Origin of the sequence: Mycolicibacter minnesotensis, from assembly GCF_010731755.1 — a bacterium.
Lineage (GTDB): Bacteria > Actinomycetota > Actinomycetes > Mycobacteriales > Mycobacteriaceae > Mycobacterium > Mycobacterium minnesotense.
In genome coordinates, this window is record NZ_AP022589.1 from 3,364,591 (window position 1) to 3,385,114 (window position 20,524).

Below are 20,524 nucleotides of genomic sequence, written 5' to 3' on the forward strand. Positions count from 1 at the left end.
CCGGCGGTTTGGCGACCGACGCGAACGAGCTGCGCTTGGAGCTGATGCGCCGCCGTCTCGCCGAACGCGGGCTGGCCGCCGCACAGCGGGATCCCGAACCGGCCAACGGGTCTGGACCGCTGACCATGAGCGACGGACAGCGCCGGATGTGGTTCGTCCAAGAGCTCGACCCCGACGGAGCCCTCGCCAACATCTCGGTCTCCTACCGGCTCACCGGTCCGCTGGACGCCGCCCGGTTGCAGGACGCGCTGGCCGCGGTGGCTGCCCGCCACCCCGCACTACGCACCATCTATACCGTCGACGACGCGGGTGAACCCCACCCGGCGATCGCCGAGGTCACACCCGGTTTTGCCGCACATGATCTGGCCGAGCTTCCCGATCAGGCGCGGGCGTTGCGGCTGGAAGTGCTCGCCCAGCGCGAATTCGCCACCCCGTTCCGGCTGGACACCGATGCGCCACTGCGGCTCACCCTGGTCCGGGTCCGTCCAGACGAACACATTCTGTTGCTGGTGGCGCACCATATCGCCTGGGACGACGACTCCTGGGCAGTCTTCTTCGCCGACCTCACCGCCGCCTACTCCGACCCCGAGAAGTTTGCGGCGCGCCCGACGGTGCCGCACGCCGTCGCAGCGGCGGGTGCCAACCACGAAGCCGAGCTGACCTACTGGCGGACCCTGCTGGCCGACCCACCCGACCCGTTGGAGTTGCCCGGCCCGCACGGCTCGGCGATCCCCAGCACGCTGCGCGCCGGCCTGTGCACCCGCACCCTGCCCGCCGAACTGATGGCCGGCGTCGCCGATCTGGCACGCAGCAACGGCGCGACGCCCTACATGGTGATCGCCGCGGCGTTGTCCGCCCTGATCTATCGCTACACCGCCACCGATGACTTCCTGATCGCCTCACCGGTGCTCAACCGCACCGGCGGCACCGAAGGGGCCATCGGCTACTTCGGCAACACCGTCGTGCTGCGCGCGAAGGTCGACGGCGCTGACCGATTCAGTGACCTGGTGGTCCGCACCCGTGATGCGGCGCTGGGCGCGTTCGGACATCAGGGCATCAACCTGGACCGGGTGGTGCGCGAACTCAACCCGGATCGCCGCCATGGGGGAGTGGAACGTCTGACCCGCATCAGCTTCGGGTTCCGCTCCACCCACGGCGAGGGCTTTCAGCCTGACGGGATCACCTGCACCCGAGCCGATTACCGCGGAAAGATCGCCCAACTTCCCCTGGGCATCATGGTCGAGGTCGGCGGCTCCCACGAGGGCGGCGCGTTGATCGAGGCCGAGTACCTGCACGACGTGCTCGATGAGGCGCTGGTCGACCAGGTGTTGCGTCACCTGGTGCAACTGCTGGCCGCCGCGGTCGCCCAACCCGACGGCCGCGTCGGCGAGCTGGACATGCTCGGCGACCAAGACCGGACCTGGCTGCAAGCGGTCTCACGCGGACCGGACTACACCCCGTCGCCGGAGGCTCCCGCCACCCTGGGCTCCCTGGTAGCCGATCGCGCAGCGGCCACCCCCAATGCCATCGCCATCGTCGACGATCACGGCCGCTACAGCTACGCCGACATCAACGCCCGCGCCAACCGGATTGCGCACCACCTCATCGCGGCCGGCATCGGCACCGAGGACAAGGTCGCGGTGCTGTTCGGCCGCTCAGTGGATCTGGTGGTCACCGCGTTGGGCATCGCCAAGGCCGGCGCCGCCTATGTACCCGTCGACCCCGAATACCCCGCGGACCGCATCGAATTCATCCTGGGTGATGCCCGGCCGTCGATGGTGCTCCGTGAGCCGCTGACCGCCGATGAGGTGGCCGACCGGCCTGACACCGACCCCACCGATGCCGACCGGGTGCGCCCGCTGAGCCGGGAGAATCTCGCCTACCTGATCTACACCTCAGGTTCGACCGGTTTGCCCAAGGGCGTCGAGGTCTCTCATGCCCCGATCACCGAATACCTGCTCTGGTTCGGCGCCGAATACGGAATCGATGACTCCGACGTCTTGCTGCAGGTCGCCTCTCCGAGCTTCGACGTGTCGATCGGCGAGCTGTTCGGCACACTGGGAAACGGTGCACGACTCGTCATTCCGCGTCCGGACGGGCTGCGTGACATCGGCTACCTGACCGATCTTCTGCAGCGCGAGGGCGTCACGGCCATGCATTTCGTGCCGTCGCTGCTGGGCCTGTTCCTGTCGCTGCCCGGCGTCAACCAATGGCGGACACTGCGGCGTATCCCGATCGGTGGCGAACCACTGCCCGGCGAACTCGCGGACAAGTTCCACGCCACTTTCGATGCGATGCTGCACAACTTCTACGGACCGACCGAGACCGTGGTGAACTCCTGCCGATACAAGGTCGAAGGCACCCAGGGCAATCGGATCGTGCCGATCGGCAGCCCAAACATCAACACCACCATGTGGCTGCTTGACGACGCCCTGGCACCGGTACCGGTCGGAGTGATCGGCGAGATCTACATCGGCGGAACGCATGTGGCCCGCGGCTACTTCGACCGTGCCGGACTGACCGCGGAGCGCTTCGTCGCCGACCCGTGGACGCCCGGCCAGCGGCTCTACCGCACCGGTGACCTCGCCCGCCGCAATGCCGAGGGCGACCTGGAGTTCATCGGCCGCGCTGACGACCAGGTCAAGGTGCGTGGCTTCCGGATCGAACTCGGGGAGGTGGCGGCCGCCATCTCGGTGGACCCCAGCGTCGGCCAGTGTGTGGTCGTCGTATCGGACCTGCCCGGCCTGGGCCGCAGCCTGGTCGCTTATCTGACCCCCGCTGGGCCCGGCGCTGCGGAAGACACCGTCGAGATTCCGCGGATCCGCGCCCGAGTTGCCGCTGCGCTGCCGGAATACATGGCCCCCGCCGCCTACGTGGTCGTCGCTGACATCCCAATCACCGCGCACGGCAAGATCGACCGCGCTGCGCTGCCGGACCCGAAGCCGATCGAGAGCACCCCCTACCGGGAACCGCAGACCGACACCGAACACCTGGTGGCGCAACTGTTCGCGCAGCTGCTCTCCCGCGACAAAGTGGGCGCCGACGACTCCTTCTTCGACCTCGGTGGGCACTCGCTGCTGGCCACGAAACTGGTCGCGGCGATCCGCTCTCGATGCGCGGTGGAGATCGGCATCCGCGAGATCTTCGAAGCCAGTACGGTGGCCAGGCTGGCCGCGGCCATCGACCGGGCACCGGCTGCGCAACAGACCGCCGGGCGACCGGCGCTGGTCGCCGTGCCGCGTTCCGGTGACCTTCCGGTCTCGGCATCGCAGCTGCGCACCTGGTTCGCCTACCGACTGGACCCCGGCGCTACCGGTGACAACATTCCCCTGACGGCCCGGCTCAGCGGCCCCTGCGACACCGCAGCCCTGATCGCCGCGATCAGCGACGTAGTCGCTCGACACGACAGCCTGCGCACCACCTTCCGCGAGATCGATGGACTGCCACACCAAGTCATCAATGCTGCGGCGCACGTTCCGGTGACCGAGCTGCGCTGCCCGGAGACCGATCCGGCGGCTGTGACGGCCTGGACTCAGGCCCGTCTGGACGAGCAGCGTGGCGCAGCGTTCGATCTTGAGCATGATTGGCCGCTTCGCGCCGCGCTGCTGCACCTGCCCGGCGACGAGCGGGTGCTGTCCCTGGTGGTGCATCACATCGCCGCCGACCACTGGTCGGTCGAGGTGCTGTTCACCGACCTGTTGATCGCCTATCGCTCCCGGGCTGCCGGTTCGGCGCCGGGGTGGGCGCCGCCGGCCTTGCAGTACGCCGACTTCGCGCACTGGCAGGGCGAACTGCTGCGCGACGAATCCGGATTGATCGACGCGCAACGCCGCTATTGGATGGAGCAACTGGCCGGCCTGGCCGATGACACGGGGCCCCGGCCGGACTTTGCCCGTCCCGCCACCGCCAACGGCTCCGGTGACTCGGTTGCCTTCACTGTGCCCCCGCAGGTGCGGGCCGGCTTGGCGGCCCTGGCACGCGAGACCGGTGCCACCGAGTTCATGGTGGTGCAGGCCGCGGTGGCGGTGTTGATGCATCTGGCCGGTAGCGGAGACGACATCCCGCTGGGGGTGCCGATCGCTGGACGCACCGACGAGGCCCTGGACAATCTGGTCGGGTTCTTCGTCAACATCGTCGTTCTGCGAAACCGGTTGTCGGGCAACCCGACTCTGCGCGACGTGGTGACGCGGGCACGGGAGGCCGCGCTGGGTGCCTACGCGCATTCCGACCTGCCCTTCGACCGGCTGGTGGAGGCCCTGAACCCGGTCCGGACCTTGTCGCGCAACCCGCTGTTCCAGGTGGTGGTCCACGTGCGCGAAGCGGCCGATGTCACCCACGTCATCGACACCGGGTCAGACGGCGACCTGGTCTTCCGCACCGTGATGCCGACGTTCGACATTGCCCACGCCGACTTGTCGGTGAACCTTTTCACCGCGGCCGGTGACAGCGCCGAGGGCGCCGGCTATGACGGGCATCTGATCTATCGGACCGATCTCTACGAGCGCGCCACCGTGGCGCGACTGGCCGATTGGCTGGGCCGGGTGCTGGCGACGATGGCCGGTGACCCGGGCCGGGCACTGCGCGACATCAGCCTGGTCGATGACGCGCAACGCGAACAGATCCTGGACCAGTGGAGCCGCGGCGCCGAGATGCCGGCGGATGACCCGCGCACCATCGCCGACGTCCTTGCCGCCAGCCGGGACTTCGACGGCGTTGCCGTGCGCTGTGCTGGAGCCGAACTCACCTACCCGCAGCTGCATCAGCGTTCCGACCGGCTTGCCGAACTGCTGATCGCTGCCGGGGTCGAACCCGGAACCCTGGTGGGTCTGTCGGTCCAACGCGACCTCGATCTGCCGGTGGCGTTGGTCGGCATCATGAAGGCCGGTGCCGGTTACTTCCCCTTAGACCCGACCTACCCGCGCCAGCGTCTCGAGTTCATGATCGACGATGTCGAGCCGAAGGTGATCCTGGTCAGCGGTACCACCCGGGATGCGATACCCGCGCCCGACGGTGTCACGCGGTTGTGCCTGGACGACACGGATGTGCAGGTCGAGCTGGCGGAACAGGCTGTCGGAGTGGTGCTTCCGGTGCCCAACCCGGATGACCCGATGTATCTGGTGTTCACCTCCGGATCCACCGGCGTGCCCAAGGGTGTGCTGGGAACCCATCGCTCGATGAGTGCCCGTCTGAACTGGCAGATCGCCCACTATCCGGTGTCCGGAGACGACATCCGGCTGGCCCAATCGTCGATGACGTTCCTCGAAGGCGGCATGGAGATGCTGGCCGGGCTGGCTGCTGGGGCAACGCTGATTCTGGCCGACGACAACGAGTTCCGCGATCCTGAAGCCCTCGCCCGGCTGATCGTGGGCGAGCGGGTGGCTCAGGTGACCGCGGTGGCCAGCCTGATCTCGGTGCTGGCCGATGAACCCGACACCCTGCGTGGCCTGCGCCGGCTGGTGTGCAGCGGGGAGCCGGTCTCCGCCGACCTGCTGGCCCGATTGGGCACGTCGCTAGATCCGAATGCTCAGCTGCTCAACAACTTCGGAGCCACCGAGACCTCGGGCGCTGCGGTGCGCGGTGAACTGGAGCCGCCCACCCCGAAACTGGGTCGGCCCACCCCCGGGTCTGCGGCCTATGTGCTCGACGACGCGCTGCAGCCGGTGCCGCCCGGCGTGGTGGGCGAGGTGTACTACGCCGGCCCGCAGATCGTCCGCGGTTACTGGAAGCGACCGGGACTGACCTCGACCCGTTTCGTGGCCAACCCCTTCTCCACCTCCGACGGTGACCGGCTCTACCGCAGCGGGGACCGGGCCCGCTGGAGTGTCGACGGCGTCCTGGAGTTCGTCGGCCGTACCGACCACCAGGTCAAGGTGCGGGGTTTCCGGGTGGAACTGGCAGAGGTGGAGGCTGCACTGCGCGCCGCGCCCGGAGTGGCGTCAGCAGCTGCCCGGACGTGGGAGCAGCGCGGTGTCACCACACTGGCCGGTTACCTGGTGTCCGCAGGCCCGGTCACCGACGCGGCGGCCTTCATCGCCGCGGTACGCGCTGAGGTGGCCGCGGTGCTGCCCGGCTACATGGTTCCGGCGTCGCTGACGGTGTTGGAAGCCTTGCCGCTCACCGACTCCGGCAAGCTGAACCGGCCGGCGCTGCCGCAGCCGGCGGTGGCTACCCGCGGGGAGTCGGACCCTGCGGTCACCCCCACCGAGCAGGCCCTCGTGGGTATCTGCGCCGAACTGCTGGGTCTTGCGGCGATCGGTCGCAGCGACGGCTTCTTCGAACTCGGCGGGGACAGCATCTTGTCGGTGCAGCTGGCTGCGCGGGCTCGAGCGGCGGGGCTGGACGTGGACCCGCGGATGATCTTCGAGCATCCCACGTTTGCCGAACTGGCTGCCGCCGTCGACGCCGCCGGCAGCACTCCGCAAGCCGCGGACACGGCTTTTGAGCCGATGAGCGTCTCGGGTCTGAGCGGCGATGCGCTGGCCGGTCTGACCGCGGCGTGGGGTGATTCGCCGTGACCGAGACAACAACACAGGCCAACTCCGCACGCACTGCGGCCATCGAGGACGTGCTGGCGCTGTCCCCGCTGCAGCAGGGACTGTTCTCGCTGGCCAAACTCGCCACCGATGACGGTGGCGAGAGCGACGGCCTCGACGTCTACACCGTTCAGTTCGTCATCGACATCGAGGGGGCTGTCGACGCTGCGCTGCTGCGCCGCAGCGCCGATGCCATGCTTGCCCGGCACGCCAATCTGCGGGCCTCTTTCTGGGATGTCGACCTGCCGCACCCGGTACAGATCATCCCCGCGGCCGCGGGCCTTCCGTGGCGTGAAATTTCTGCTGGTCCAGACGAGTTCGATGAGATCGCGCGCATCGAACGCGCCACCAACTTCGACTTGGCGCGCGGTCCGCTGCTGCGCTTCGTGCTCATCGAGTCCGCACCCGAACAGCGCCGGCTCATCGTCACCGTCCACCACCTGCTGCTCGATGGGTGGTCGATGGCGGTGTTCTTCGACGAGATGGTCGCCGTCTACCGCGCCGGTGGAGCGGATCCGCTGCCCCCGCCGCGGCCCTACCGCGACTACATCGGGTGGCTCGCGAGCCAGGACAGTGACGCAGCAGTGGCGGCGTGGCGCGAATACCTGGCGGTGCTGAACGCCCCGACCATCCTGGCCCGGGGTACGCAGCCGGTGGTCGGCAGCGCCTTACCCCTGACTCACGAGGTCGCGTTGGACAGCGAGGCCACCGCGCGCCTGACCGAATGGGCCCGCCGACACGGGTTGACGCTGAACACGGTCCTGCAGTTCGCCTGGGCGGTGCTGCTGGGCCGGCTCACCGACCGGACCGACGTGGCCTTCGGGGCGGTGGTGTCGGGACGTCCGCAACAGCTGACCGGCGTCGAGACCATGGTCGGCCTGTTCATCAACACCGTCCCGGTGACGGCGTCCACGCCGCCGCGGGCCGAGGTGGTCGCCGCCTGCCAAGCGCTGCAACGTGATACCGCTGCAATGCGCGACCTGGGGTACTTGAGCCTGTCGACGGTGCAGCGGGCCAACAGCAACGCAGTTTTCGACACCCTGCTGGTCTTCGAGAATGCCCCGATCGGCTCGGCGTCGGCCGGGGTCACCACCGACGACGGGGTGCGGTTCATCCCGATCGCCGTGGAAAGCCTCACGCACTACCCGCTGACACTGGTCAGCTACCCACCCCGCGACGGCCGGTTCACCGTGCTGCTCGAGGCGATCCCAGAAGCACTGGGGGAGTTGTCGATTCCCGATCTGGGGCAGCGGCTGCTGCAGATCCTGGGCCAGTTGTCCGATCCGGCGCGGCCCCGCATCGCCGACCTGGAAGTCCTGCTGCCTGCCGAGCGGGCACACGTTGTTTCCGGTCAGGTAGCGGTGCAGGCGAAGTCGGTGCCGGATTTGTTCGCCGCGGCCGTTGCCGCAGGACCGGACAGCCCGGCACTCACGGACCAGAACCGCAGCCTGACCTATGCCGAACTGGCATCCGAATCGGCCCGGCTGGCTCGGGTGCTGGCCGGGCAGGGGATCGGCCCCGAAGACCGGGTCGCGATAGCACTGCCACGCTCGTTGGACTCGGTCATCGCGATCCTCGCGGTTCTGCAGGCCGGCGCCGCCTACGTTCCCATCGACATCGGTCTGCCCGACGCGCGCATCGAATCGATTCTGCGCCAATCCGGTCCGAAGCTGACACTGAACCCCGAGCTTATGACGCAGCTGCGCGCCGACGGGGCCGTGCAGCGCCCGACGCCGTCGACGATCCACCCCGAGTCGGCTGCATACGTCATCTTCACCTCCGGTTCCACCGGCGAGCCCAAGGGTGTTATCGGCACCCACAGCGCCCTGGCGTCCTACTTCGCCGACCACCAGCAACGAATGTACGCACCGGCCATCGCGCAGCTCGGTCGGCCATTGCGGATCGCGCACGCCTGGTCGCTGAGTTTCGACGCGAGCTGGCAGCCGCTGGTCGGGCTGCTGGGCGGGCAGAGTGTGCACCTGTTCTCCGCCGAGGACATGCGCGACGCCGAGGCGATCATCGACGGTATTCGCCGGCATCGCCTGGACATGATCGACACCTCGCCCTCGATGTTCACCCAGCTCTTCGACGCCGGACTGCTCAACGCCGAGTCCGACCATCGGCTCACCGTGCTGGCGCTCGGCGGCGAGGCGATCGCCCCGCACGTGTGGGCGCGGCTACGCGCCGCGCCGTCGACCGCGGTGCACAACTGCTATGGACCCACCGAAACCACGGTGGAAGCCGTGGTCGCTGACGTCGCCGACACCGATGTACCGGTGATCGGGCAAGCGGTGCGGGGCATGGTCGCCCACGTACTGGACTCGGCGTTGCGTGAGGTGCCCGCCGGGGTGGCCGGCGAGCTGTACCTGTCCGGGGCCCAGGTCACCCGGGGTTACCTGGGCCGTGCCGGGGCGACCGCAGCCCGCTATGTCGCCGATCCCGCCGGCACCGGTGGCCGGATGTATCGCACCGGGGACCTGGTCCGGCGTCGCGCCGACGGTCGGCTGGTCTACCTCGGCCGAGCCGACGACCAGGTCAAAGTGCGCGGCTACCGGGTCGAGATCGCCGAGGTCGAAGGGGCATTAGCCGCGGCGACCGGGGTGACCGCCGCGGCGGTGGTCGCCGTTGTCGGCCCGACCGGCACTCAATTGGCCGGCTTTGTCGCGGGCACGGGCGTCGACACCACCCGGGTCCGCGCCGAGATCGGTTCCCGGCTGCCGTCGTACCTGATCCCCGCGCGGCTCCTTGCGGTGGAATCGATGCCGTTGACTCCCAACGGAAAGCTCGACACCGAGCACCTAACGGCGCTGCTGGCGCAGTCTGGTCCGCTCGGCGGCGGGGCCGAAGCAGTCACCGACACCGAACGAGCTTTGGTGGCAGTGCTCGCCGAGGTGTTGGCGGGTCCGGCGGGCTCCCCGAGTGCCGATGTGGCCGCCCTCGGGGTCGAGGCGGACCTGCGTGAGCTGGGTTTGGACAGCATCGTCGCACTGTCGCTGGTGCGCGCGGGGCGCCAGCGCGGACTGCCTTTGCGCCCGCGGGCCGTGTTGAGCTGCAACACGATCCGTGACTTGGCTGCGGTCTTGGACAACGAAATCGCCCAGGCCGCGCAAGTGTCGCAATCCGGCGGGCCGCTCGCGGACGACGGTCCGATCCCGCTGCTTCCCGCCGGACGCTGGCTTTACCAATACGGCAGTCCGCGCCGACTCGGGCAGGTCGAAGCGATCCGGCTGCCCGACGACACCGATCCGCAGCAGCTGCACTCGGCATTGGCCGCGGTCGTCGCCGCCCACCCGCTCCTGCACGCCCGACTCGATCTCGCCGAGCTGACGCTGCATCCGATCGAACCCACCGACATCCTGTGCGAGGTGGCCGTCGCAGTGGCCGATCAGTCGATGGTCACCGAGCACGGCACCCGACTCCTGCAGAGCCTGGATCCCGAGGCCGGAGCCATGCTGCGCGCCGTGTGGCTGCGCCCGCCGAGTGGGGCTGGGGTGCTGATCCTGGGCGCCCACGTGCTGGCGATGGACCCGGTGTCGTGGCAGGTGATCCTCGGTGAGCTGCATGCCGCTCTTGCCGGGACCGAGCCGCTGCCGGAGCACAGCGGCTACCGGCGATGGGCGGCCGCACTGCAGCAGCGCGCGCAGGACTTGGACACGGTGGACTTCTGGGCTGCACAGCTGGCGGGTGAGGACCCTGAGCTCGGTGCGCGCCGGGTGGACCCCCGCCACGATCACGCGGGTGATCTGACCGTGACGGTGACCGTCGCCGACCCCGGGGTGACCGCCGCACTGTTGGCCACCCAGGTTCCCCTGCACGACCTGTTGGTCGCGGCGACAGCAAGGATGGTCAGGGCGTGGCGGGCCCGCCGCGGACAGGTCGACGCGCCGCCATTGTTGGCTGTGGAGACCCATGGGCGTGCCGAGGAAGTGGTGACCGGGGTCGACACCACCGACATCGCCGGTCTGCTCTCGGCGATCTACCCACTTCGGGTGCCCCGGGCCGACCCGGCCGCAGTGGCGGATGCGCTCGCCGGAATTCCCGGCGGGGGAATCGATTACGGTCTTCTGGCCTACCTACGTGCCGATACCGCCGAGCAGCTGGCGGTTTTTCCTGGACCGCAGCTGTTGCTCAACTACCTGGGCAGGGTCGACCGGGTCGGCGCCGGACCGGCGGTGGCCCCCGACCTGATTGCCCGGCTGCCGTCGGTGCCCGAACCAGGCCAGGCGGTGCGCCACGAGCTGAGCATCTTCGCCGCAGTGGCCGACGTCGGGGCGGGGCCGGCGTTGATGGCGCAGTGGCGCACGCTGCCCGATATCCTCGGCGACGCCGAGATCGTGCAGCTGCAAGGGCTGTTCGCCGACAGTCTGAGCGAGCTGGTGGAGGAGCTGCGATGAGCACACTTGCGGTGGTGGGCGCCGGCGCCAAAGCCGTCGCGGTGGCCGCGAAGGCCGCTGTGTTGCGTGCGATGGGGGTCGACGCACCGGACGTGGTCGCGGTCGAACGCACCGAGGTCGCCGCCAACTGGCGTGCCTCGGGTGGCTGGACCGACGGCGCGCACCGGTTGGGTACCAGCCCGGAGAAGGACGTCGGCTTTCCGTACCGCTCGGCACTGGTCGCCGGCCGCAACGCCGAACTCGACGAGCGGATGACCCGCTACAGCTGGCAGTCCTATCTGATCGCCACCGGCCAATTCGCGCAGTGGGTGGATCGCGGCCGCCCGGCGCCGACTCACCTGCGGTGGAGTCAATACCTGCGCTGGGTGGCCGACGCGGTGCAGCTGACCGTGATCCCGGGGGAGGTGGAGCGACTCGGGGTGCAGGGCGACGGCTGGGTGCTGCACACCCGCGAGACGGAGGTCGCCGCCGACGCGGTGATGATCACCGGACCGGGTCAGGCGGAGAAGTCGATCCTGCCCGGCAACCCGCTGGTGCTCTCGATCGCCCAGTTCTGGCACCGGGCCGCCGCCGACCGGATCAGCGCCGAGCGGGTGGCGGTCATCGGCGGCGGCGAGACAGCCGCCTCGATGCTCAATGAGCTTTTCCGCCATCGTGTTTCGACCATTACGGTGATCTCGCCGCAGGTGACGCTGTTCACCCGGGGGGAGGGCTTCTTCGAGAATGCGTTGTTCTCCGATCCCATCGACTGGACCGCGCTGACCTTGGCGGAGCGGCGAGACGCGCTGGCCCGCACCGATCGCGGAGTGTTCTCGGCCCGGGTGCAGGATGCGCTGCTGGCCGACGACCGGATCCGCCACCTCCGGGGCCGGGTGGCCCACGCGGTGGCCCGCGACGGCCGAATCCGACTGACGTTGAGCACCAACCGGGGCGGCGAGAACTTCGAGACCGTTCACGGATTCGACCTGGTCATCGACGGCTCCGGCGCCGATCCGCTGTGGTTTGTGCCGCTTTTCGGCCAAGACACTCTGGACCTGCTGGAGTTGGGTCTGGGTGGGCCGCTGTCCGGGGAGCGGCTGGCCGAGGCGATCGGGCCCGATCTTGCCGTCAGTGAGGTCACCCCGAAGCTCTTCTTACCCAACTTGGCAGGACTCACCCAGGGTCCGGGCTTTCCCAACCTGAGCTGTCTAGGCCTGCTGTCTGACCGGGTGCTGGGCGCCCACCTTGCTCCTGCGCCACCAAAATCCCCCGCGCGTTCGCCGCTGATATCGAGGAGATCCGATGAGCACCAATCCCTTTGACGATGAGAATGGCAGCTTCTACGTGCTGGTCAACGACGAAGAGCAGTACAGCCTGTGGCCGACCTTCGCCAATGTTCCCGCCGGGTGGCGAGTGGTCTATGGAGGTGAACAGGGCGCCGCTCGTGCGGCCTGTTTGGAGTACGTCGAACAGCACTGGAACGACCTGCGGCCCAAGAGCCTTCGGGATGCCATGGCGGCCGAGCGGGGGTAGCCTGGCGCGGTAACCGTCGCTATTCGAGGGGGAACCGTGACTGGAAAACTGCTGCTCATCGGCGCTGCGGCGCTGACCGCAATCGGCGTCGCAACGGGGGGCGTCGCGTCCGCCGAGCCCGCCGCACCCCAGGACTCCGTGCTCGACGCACCGATTCCGCAGGAGCCCGCACCGCCGGCGCCGGCCGGTGCACCGCTGCCTACGACCGGCGAGGTCGCGGGCATGCTGACCAGGCTCAGCGATGCCGGTATCGGCTACAAGGAGAAGGCCGATCTGGTCGAGAACGGCATCACCCAGCACGAAGGACACGGGCTCGACAGTGAACTGCGCCGGGCCTACCGCGACGGGGAGCTGCCCTACAACTTCGACGTGCTCAACGTGGTGCAGACCGGTGAAGGGCATGGGCTGGCCAATGTGACGATCACCGGCCCCAAGATGCCTGCGCCGCAGACCGTGCCGTTACAGCTTGTCGATCAGGGCAGCTGGGTGCTCTCGCATGACTCGGCGACCCAGTTGATGCAGATCCTCGGCGCTCACTAGCGGGGGTCAAGGGGCGTCCGCGCACGCGGGCCGGGTCAGCGGTTGAGCCGCCCGAACATGCCTTTCTGGGTCTTGTAGAGCCCGGGGAACTCGGCGAAGAGCCGGTCGTAGACCTCGCGGTTACCGGCCACGGGTTCGAAGACGCCGTCGAGCGGAGTCAGCTGGCGCAGCTCCTCGGGATGCAGTTCACCCATCCCGATTCCTGCGAACAACGCTGCGCCGCGGAGCTGGGCGTTGAGCGGGTCCGCCACGCGTTCGTAGGTGCGGCCCGTCACGTCGGCCATGATCTGGCACCACAGGTCCGACCGCGCCCCGCCGCCGATGATCCGGATCGGCCCGGAATTGGGTGCGAACCGGTCCAGGTACTTCAGCAGCCAGCGACTGTTGTAAGCCACCCCTTCGAGCACCGCGCGCACCAGATCGGCCCGGGTGGTGGCCAGCGAGAGGTTGTGGAAACCGCCACGCGCCCGGCGGTCGTCGACGGGGGAGCGTTCGCCCTTGAGCCAGGGGGTGAAGATCACCCCGTTCGATCCGACCGGTGCACTGGCCGCCAGCTCCGTCAGTGCGTCGTAGTCGAGGCCGTCGAAGACGTTGTCGCGCAACCACTCCAATGCGCGCCCTGCGGTGTCCTGCATGTCGACCAAGAGGTAGGACGACGGGTCGAGGCCCGGAACCGTGGCAAGTTGATGAAACACGTCGGTTTTCTTCGATGGCATCGGGCAGCTGATCCACGAGGTGGTGGAAATGCTCAGGTGCAGCTCTCCCGACTGCACCGCACCCGAGCCCACGGCAGCGCAGTGCATGTCCGTGCTGCCGGTGACCACCTGCGCCGCAGCCGAAATCCCCAGCTCGGCAGCGACCTGCGGTGTCACCCGACCGATGATCGATCCGGTGGGCAACAGCGGTGGCAACTTCGTTCGGTCGACACCGGCCAGACGCACCAGCACGTCGTCGTAGTCCAGCAGGGCCAGGTTCCGATTGTCGGTGAGCCAGCTGCCCGTCATCGACGCCGGTGATGCTGCCGCCCGCCCGGTGAAGCACATGCTGAGGTAGTCCACCGGCTCCAGCAGCCAGCGGGTCTGTGCGAACACCTCCGGGTCGCCGTGCTGCAGGTGCAGCATGTGCCCGATCGGGTCGTCGCCGTTGGGGGACGGAACCCCGCCGTTGCGGCGCAACCAGTTGAGTACCACGCGTGGCCGGTAGCCGGCCAGCCAGCCGCCGAATGCCTTGCGGCTGTAGGGTTCGCCCCGACTGTCCATCCACATCACGCAGCGCCCCACTGGACGCCCTTGGGCGTCGACGGGCACGATGCTGGCCCACTGCCCGGTGATGGACACCCCGGTGACTCGCTCGCCGTCCACACCGCCTTCGGCCAGCCCGCGCCGGGTGGCGTCGCGGATGATCGTCCACCACAGTGCAGCGTCCTGGGTGGCTTCCCCGCCTGGGCCGTACTCGGTCGCGACCCCGATGTGGTCCGACCACAGCACGGTCCCGTCCAACGAGACGAAGCCGACTTTGGGGCCGCCGGTTCCCAGGTCGACGGCCAGGATGATGTGGTCGGAGCGGTTGCTCATTGCGGCGGCAGGGACTGCTGGGTGTCGAGGATGTGCTCCATGAACCCTTCGATGAAATGGGCTGCCTCTTCGGTCATCCCGCCGGGGACACCGCCGTATACCGCAGCGCTGATCGGCGCATCGCCGGCGGCGGTCTTCTTCTTGGCGTACTCGATCGCGTCGTCGAGGTCGGCGGTGAAGGCTTCGACCACGCCGGGCTGGGTCTGCGGCCGCGTCACGGCCATGTGGATGGCGTTGGGGTACTGCTGACCGTTGAACCGCCAGCCCTTGGGCTTCATGGCGTCGGCGACGTGGTAGATGTCGAACTCGTCGGACCGGAAGCTGAAGCAGAACGTGGGCGAACCGATGATCGTCAGCTCCGGGTGGCTGCGCACCGCGTCCTGCATCGCCGCCGCGGTCTCGAAAATCGCTTTGGCGTAGTTGCGATAGCCTTCTCGGCCCAGCTGGACCATGGAGGCCCACGCGGCGGCGATCAATCCGCCCGAACGTGAACCCTCGATGCCCGGAGACATGTACTTGCCGCCGGTCCAGTCCGGCAGGAAGAAGTACTGCGCGTTGCGGTAGGCCTTGTCGCGGAACAGCAGGGTCGAAGAGCCCTTCAACGCGTAGCCGTACTTGTGGTTGTCCGCCGAGATGCTGGTCACGCCGGGGACCCGGAAGTCGAAAACGGGGATGTCGTAGCCCAGTTCGTTGGCGAAGGGCAGCACGAAACCGCCCAGGCACCCATCGACGTGCAGGCCCACCCCGCGTTCGAGCGCCAACTGCCCCAGCTCAGGGATCGGGTCGACCGTGCCATAGCCGTAATTGCAGGCCGAACCCATGATCGCGATGGTGTTCTCGTCGATGTTCGCGGCGACCCAGTCGACGTCTACCTGCGCGGTCTGCGGGTCCACGGGCGCCTTGCGCAGCTCGATGCCGAACAGGTGACACCCTTTGTCGAAGGCTGGGTGTCCGGTTTCGGGCTTGATGAAATTCGGCCGGGTGATGCCCCGGTTCTTGGCGGCGTGCTCACGGTAGGCCAACAGCGCGTGGATGATGCTGCCGGTGCCCCCGGTGGTGACCATGCCCACCGGCTCGCCGTCGGTGACGGCCTCGGCATGCATGAGATCCAGTGCCATCGCGATGATCTCGCCCTCGAACTTGGTCGCCGACGGACAGATGTCGCGCTGCAGCACGTTCACGTGGGCGAACAGGCCGAAGGCCTCGTCGAGGAATCGGTAGTGCTCGTGGTCCCCGCAGTACATGGTTCCGGACACCTTGCCGGTCTCCCAGGTGGGGTCCTCGGCCTGCGCCATCTCGCGCAACTCGGCCAGTACCTCATCGCGCGGCCGGCCGTGTTCGGGCAGCGTGCGGTTGACGGTGAAGCGGTCCGTGTAGGGGAAGTCGGACATGGTGAAGCAGATCCTCCATCTTGAGAACCTCCCCAGGCCGGGCACCGGAGAGGGAGCATCGTGTTGTTGTTCGCACGCGCAATAGCAGAGCTAACCATGACCGACCCGCGCGCCGTCACATTACGTCGCGCCCACACCTTTGCATCACGCCGGGGCCCGTCGCGGCCGAGTGCGCCGAAAGTGCGAAATCATGATCTCCTGCACGACCACATGACCGCTGGGATTGGTCAGCCGAATTTGCCGTCGCATTTGTCAAATGGCCGCCGGGCAAGAATCTCAGATCGGCGCCGACAATTCCAACAGCGAAAATCGACGCGATTGACAGATTCTGGTTGTGAATCCGGCGGGAGCTGACGAACGCGCTCGTTGCTAGCCCAGTCCGAGGCAGTCCAACACCGCTGCCTGCAGCAGCGAGTTGCTGGCCACCGCACTGCCGCCGTGCGGACCTGCGGTGCCGCTCAGGTCGGTGAAAGTCCCACCCGCCTCGCGGACCAGGACATCGAGTGCCGCCAGGTCCCACAGTGAGACCGTGGGTTCGGCGACGACATCGAGTGCGCCCTCGGCGAGCAGGCAGTAGGCCCAGAAATCGCCGTAGCTGCGGGTTCGCCACACCGAGTCGGTCAGATCCAGGAAACGCTGTCGCAGTCCCAGTTGCGCCCACTGCTTGAGTCCGGCGAACGACATGCTCGCCGCACCCAGCTCGGCCACCGCGGACACCGCCAGGCGACGAGGCGCTGCGTCCCCGACCGCGGCAAATGCGCCCAGACCGTCACCGGCCCACCATCGTCTGCCCAGCGCCGGAGCACTGATCGCACCGATGCGCGGCACACCGTCTTCGAGCAGCGCGATCAAGGTGGCCCACACCGGCACCCCCCGGACGAAGTTCTTGGTTCCGTCGATCGGGTCGATGACCCACTGGCGGCCGGTGAACAGGGCGCTACCGCCGAACTCCTCGCCCAAGACGTCGTCGTCGGGCCGATCACGGGCCAGCGCGTCACGTAGTGCGACCTCGACTGCACGGTCGGCGTCGGTGACCGGAGTGAGATCGGGTTTTGTGTCCACCCGCAGGTCCAGTGCGCCGAACCGGTCCATAGTCATAGCGTCCGCGAGGTCGGCTAAGGCCAGGGCCAACGTCAGATCGTCATTGATGGATGCTGCTGCAATTCCCACAAGCGGGGGACAATACCATCCAATTGATGTTCTGCCCGGTTCGTCGGTCGAATAGTTCGAATTTGGGACCGCGCCGAACACATATGAATCCTGCCGCCCAGGGCGGTATTTCTGGCTCGCAGGGCATATCCACCTGTGCTGCCCGGTTCGAACCCTGCTCGGCCCGCCGCCGTTGACCTAGGATCGGGCTGCATAGACATCAACACGCGCAAGCTGCGCCACTTCGTGGTGGCCGCCGAGGAACTGCACTTCAGCCGGGCGGCGGCGCGGGTGTATCTGGCCCAACAGGCACTGAGCCGCCAGATCAAGGATCTTGAGGACGAACTCGGCGTCCGACTGTTCGAGCGAACCACCCGCAATGTAGCCCTGACGCCCGCCGGCGAGGTGTTTCTCGAGGGTGCCCGGGCAGTCTTGACCGCACTGGACGGCGCGGCCGCGGCTGCACAACAGACCGCCCGCGGGGTGGTGGGCACCCTGCGGTTGGGATATGTCCCCGGCGCTGCCCTCGAACTGACCGCGCCGATCATTGCCGAGTTCCGGGAACGTCATCCCGACGTCACCGTGCAGATGCGGGAATTCCCGGTCAGTGATCCCTCGGCCGGGCTGGCATCGGGCGCGGCCGACGTGGCCTTCCTGCGGTTGCCCCAGAACACGCCCAACCTGTCGGCCGAGATCCTGGCGGTCGATCCAGTCGTGGCGATGGTGTCGGCCTCGCACCGCCACGCTGGGCGAACCTCGGTGTCGGTGCGGGACCTCCTCGAGGACCCGATCACCCAATCCTCCAGTGTCGACGAGGCCCACCATGCGTTCTGGAGCCTGGCCGCGGCACGGACCGACGCCGCCAGGATCGACACCGTGCGTACCGACTCGATCACCGAGGAGGCGCAGGTGGTTGCGGCTGGGGCGGCCATCGCCGTCACCAGCGCGGCGGCCGCCCACTTCATGCCGGCGACCGGAGTCCGGTTCGTGACCATCGAGGACTGGCCCGGCTCGGCGATCGCGGTCGGCTGGACTGATGACGAGCCGTCACCGCTGGTGGCCCGCTTCGTCGATGTCGCCTGTTCGGTGCGTGACGCCGAGCCCGCGATCGTGGACGGTATCGAGCGCCGGCTGCTGGCGGAGTCACCGTAAAATCGAGAGCGGCCGTAACTGTTCGTTGCAGGAGGTGAGCACCCATGGGCGTGGCTGACGATCGCCGCTTGGAGGTATTGCGCGCCATCGTCGCGGACTTCGTTGCCACCAAGGAGCCCATCGGCTCCAAGGCTTTGGTCGAGCGGCACAACCTGGGGGTCTCGCCGGCCACCGTCCGCAATGACATGGCGGTGCTGGAGGCCGAGGGCTATATCGCCCAGCCGCACACCAGTTCCGGGCGGGTGCCCACCGAGAAGGGCTACCGGGAATTCGTCGACCGCATCGACGACGTCAAGCCGCTGTCGGCCGCCGAGCGCCGAGCGATCCTGTCGTTCCTGGACTCCGGTGTAGACCTCGACGACGTGTTGCGCCGCGCGGTGCGCACCCTGGCGCAACTGACCCGCCAGGTCGCCGTGGTGCAGTATCCGACCCTGTCGGTGTCCACGGTGCGCCACCTTGAGGTGATCGCGCTGACCCCGGCACGGCTGCTGCTGGTGGTGATCACCGATTCCGGCCGGGTCGATCAGCGCATCGTCGAGCTTGGCGATCCCATCGACGACCACCAACTCAGTCAGCTGCGGGAGTTGCTGGGCGCCGCGCTGGAGGGCAAGCGGATCTCGGCGGCCTCGACCGCGGTCGCCGAACTCGCCGGCCATCTGGACGGTCGCAGCGGGCTCTCATCCGGCTTGGCCAATGCGGTCGGTCGTTCGGCGACCGTGCTGCTGGAATCGCTGGTCGAACACCGCGAGGAGCGCTTGCTGCTGGGAGGTACCGCCAACCTCACCCGCAACGCCGCCGACTTCGGCAGCTCGCTGCGGTCGGTGCTGGAAGTGCTCGAGGAGCAGGTGGTGGTGCTGCGGCTGCTGGCTGTGCAGCAGGAAGCCGGTAAAGTCACGGTGCGTATCGGTCACGAGACCGAGGCGCAGGAGATGGCCGGGGCCTCGATGGTGTCCACCGCATACGGGTCACAGGGCACCGTGTTCGGGGGCATGGGGGTGTTGGGTCCCACTCGGATGGACTATCCGGGAACGATCGCCAGTGTTGCTGCGGTGGCGATGTACATCGGTGAAGTGCTCGGGGCTCGCTGATCTCCGGTCGGCAGAAGGTGGGAAGGGTCAGGCGTGGCACGCGACTATTACGGCTTGCTGGGCGTCGGTAAGGACGCCAGCGACACCGAGCTCAAGCGCGCCTACCGCAAGCTGGCGCGCACCTACCATCCCGATGTCAACCCCGACGAGGCCGCGCAGGCCAAGTTCAAGGAGATCAGCGCCGCCTACGAGGTGCTCTCCGACCCGGAGAAGCGCCGAATCGTCGACCTCGGCGGCGACCCCCTGGAAAGCGGCGCCGGTAATGGATTCGGTGGCTTCGGTGGTGGCTCGGGATTTGGTGGCCTCGGGGATGTGTTCGAGGCGTTCTTCGGCGGCGGTGCGGCGTCACGTGGCCCCATCGGCCGGGTCCGGCCGGGCTCGGATTCGCTGCTGCGCCTGCGCCTAGACCTCACCGAGTGCGCGACCGGCGTCACCAAGCGCGTGACGGTCGACACCGCGGTGCTGTGCGACCGCTGCCAGGGTCGTGGCACCCACGGGGACTCGCGTCCCATCGCCTGCGACACCTGCCACGGACGCGGCGAGGTGCAGAGCTTGCAGCGTTCGCTCCTAGGCCAGGTCATGACCTCGCGGCCATGCCCGACCTGCCGCGGGGTCGGCGAAGTGATCCCCGATCCCTGTCATCAGTGCGGCGGCGACGGACGGGTGCGTTCCCGCCGTGAGATCAGCGTGAAGATCCCGGCCGGAGTCGGCGACGGAATGCGTGTGCGGCTGGCCGCTCAGGGCGAGGTCGGGCCCGGTGGCGGACCGGCCGGCGACCTCTACGTCGAGGTGCATGAGCAGGCCCACGACATCTTCATCCGCGACGGCGACGACCTGCACTGCACCATCTCGGTGCCGATGGTCGACGCGGCCCTGGGCACCACCGTTGTGGTCGATGCCATCCTCGACGGCGCCACCGACATCACGATCCCGGCCGGTACCCAACCGGGCGCCACCATCGTCCTGCGCGGCCACGGCATGCCGCAGGTCCGCACCGGCGTGCGCGGCGATCTGCACGCCCACATCGAGGTGGTCGTTCCCGAGCGCCTCGACAGCCATGACACCGAGTTGCTGCGCAAGTTCAAAGAGCACCGGGATCGCGAGTCCGCCGAAGTCCGCTCGGCGCACACCCCGCCCAGCGGCGGACTGTTCAGTCGACTGCGCGAAACCTTCACCGGGCGCTGAGCCCGC

11 protein-coding genes are annotated in these 20,524 nt (G+C 68.3%); 8 read left to right on the top strand and 3 right to left on the bottom strand.

The genetic code is table 11. The features are described from left to right. Positions 1–44 precede the first annotated feature (44 nt). From G6N09_RS15580 to G6N09_RS15600, 5 genes are read left to right on the top strand one after another with little or no spacing between them, the layout of a single operon-like run. Complete coding sequence (locus G6N09_RS15580; RefSeq protein ID WP_083022493.1) at positions 45–6,515, top strand: non-ribosomal peptide synthetase; 6,471 nt, start codon at positions 45–47, stop codon at positions 6,513–6,515. Then, positions 6,512–10,927, top strand: coding sequence for a non-ribosomal peptide synthetase (locus tag G6N09_RS15585; protein WP_083022349.1), 4,416 nt, complete (start codon positions 6,512–6,514; stop codon positions 10,925–10,927). The genes G6N09_RS15580 and G6N09_RS15585 overlap by 4 nt, the downstream gene beginning before the upstream one ends. Next, positions 10,924–12,228: an NADPH-dependent L-lysine N(6)-monooxygenase MbtG gene (mbtG, locus tag G6N09_RS15590; protein WP_083022350.1), complete on the top strand. Its 1,305-nt coding sequence runs from the start codon at positions 10,924–10,926 to the stop codon at positions 12,226–12,228. The genes G6N09_RS15585 and mbtG overlap by 4 nt, the downstream gene beginning before the upstream one ends. Next, the gene (locus G6N09_RS15595) at positions 12,209–12,439 is read left to right on the top strand and encodes an MbtH family protein (RefSeq protein ID WP_083022351.1); all 231 of its coding nucleotides are present in this window, start codon (positions 12,209–12,211) and stop codon (positions 12,437–12,439) included. Before mbtG ends, G6N09_RS15595 begins: the two co-directional genes overlap by 20 nt. A gap of 36 nt (positions 12,440–12,475) precedes the next feature. Then, positions 12,476–12,979: an MTB12 family secreted protein gene (locus G6N09_RS15600; protein WP_083022352.1), complete on the top strand. Its 504-nt coding sequence runs from the start codon at positions 12,476–12,478 to the stop codon at positions 12,977–12,979. 35 nt (positions 12,980–13,014) lie between these two features. On the opposite strand, the gene G6N09_RS15605 is transcribed toward G6N09_RS15600, so the two are convergent. The 3 genes from G6N09_RS15605 to G6N09_RS15615 all read right to left on the bottom strand — a co-directional run bounded on the left by G6N09_RS15605 (position 13,015) and on the right by G6N09_RS15615 (position 17,042). Then, a complete protein-coding gene (locus G6N09_RS15605) occupies positions 13,015–14,553 on the bottom strand; it encodes a xylulokinase (protein ID WP_083022353.1) in 1,539 nt (512 codons plus the stop codon). Further along, positions 14,550–15,944 (bottom strand): pyridoxal phosphate-dependent decarboxylase family protein, encoded by a 1,395-nt coding sequence (locus G6N09_RS15610; RefSeq protein WP_083022354.1) that lies wholly within the window; start codon positions 15,942–15,944, stop codon positions 14,550–14,552. Before G6N09_RS15610 ends, G6N09_RS15605 begins: the two co-directional genes overlap by 4 nt. A gap of 369 nt (positions 15,945–16,313) precedes the next feature. Further along, on the bottom strand, positions 16,314–17,042 hold the full coding sequence (locus G6N09_RS15615; RefSeq protein WP_083022494.1) for an inositol monophosphatase family protein: 729 nt from the start codon (positions 17,040–17,042) through the stop codon (positions 16,314–16,316). 297 nt (positions 17,043–17,339) lie between these two features. Between G6N09_RS15615 and G6N09_RS15620 the strand changes: the two genes are divergently transcribed. From G6N09_RS15620 to dnaJ, 3 genes are read left to right on the top strand one after another with little or no spacing between them, the layout of a single operon-like run. Then, complete coding sequence (locus G6N09_RS15620) at positions 17,340–18,245, top strand: LysR family transcriptional regulator (RefSeq protein WP_133053062.1); 906 nt, start codon at positions 17,340–17,342, stop codon at positions 18,243–18,245. 44 nt (positions 18,246–18,289) lie between these two features. Beyond that, positions 18,290–19,333, top strand: a complete 1,044-nt coding sequence (gene hrcA, locus G6N09_RS15625) for a heat-inducible transcriptional repressor HrcA (RefSeq protein ID WP_083022356.1) — start codon at positions 18,290–18,292, stop codon at positions 19,331–19,333. Positions 19,334–19,366: 33 nt separating this feature from the next. Continuing rightward, positions 19,367–20,518, top strand: coding sequence for a molecular chaperone DnaJ (dnaJ, locus tag G6N09_RS15630; RefSeq protein WP_083022357.1), 1,152 nt, complete (start codon positions 19,367–19,369; stop codon positions 20,516–20,518). The last annotated feature ends 6 nt before the right edge of the window (positions 20,519–20,524 follow it).

Excerpts from the sequence above, each read along its gene's own strand:
- G6N09_RS15580 (WP_083022493.1), top strand. The coding sequence starts at position 45 with ATGCGCCGCCGTCTCGCCGAACGCGGGCTGGCCGCCGCACAGCGGGAT.
- mbtG (WP_083022350.1), top strand. The coding sequence starts at position 10,924 with ATGAGCACACTTGCGGTGGTGGGCGCCGGCGCCAAAGCCGTCGCGGTG.
- G6N09_RS15595 (WP_083022351.1), top strand. The coding sequence starts at position 12,209 with ATGAGCACCAATCCCTTTGACGATGAGAATGGCAGCTTCTACGTGCTG.
- G6N09_RS15605 (WP_083022353.1), bottom strand. The coding sequence starts at position 14,553 with ATGAGCAACCGCTCCGACCACATCATCCTGGCCGTCGACCTGGGAACC.
- G6N09_RS15610 (WP_083022354.1), bottom strand. The coding sequence starts at position 15,944 with ATGTCCGACTTCCCCTACACGGACCGCTTCACCGTCAACCGCACGCTG.
- G6N09_RS15615 (WP_083022494.1), bottom strand. The coding sequence starts at position 17,042 with ATGACTATGGACCGGTTCGGCGCACTGGACCTGCGGGTGGACACAAAA.
- hrcA (WP_083022356.1), top strand. The coding sequence starts at position 18,290 with ATGGGCGTGGCTGACGATCGCCGCTTGGAGGTATTGCGCGCCATCGTC.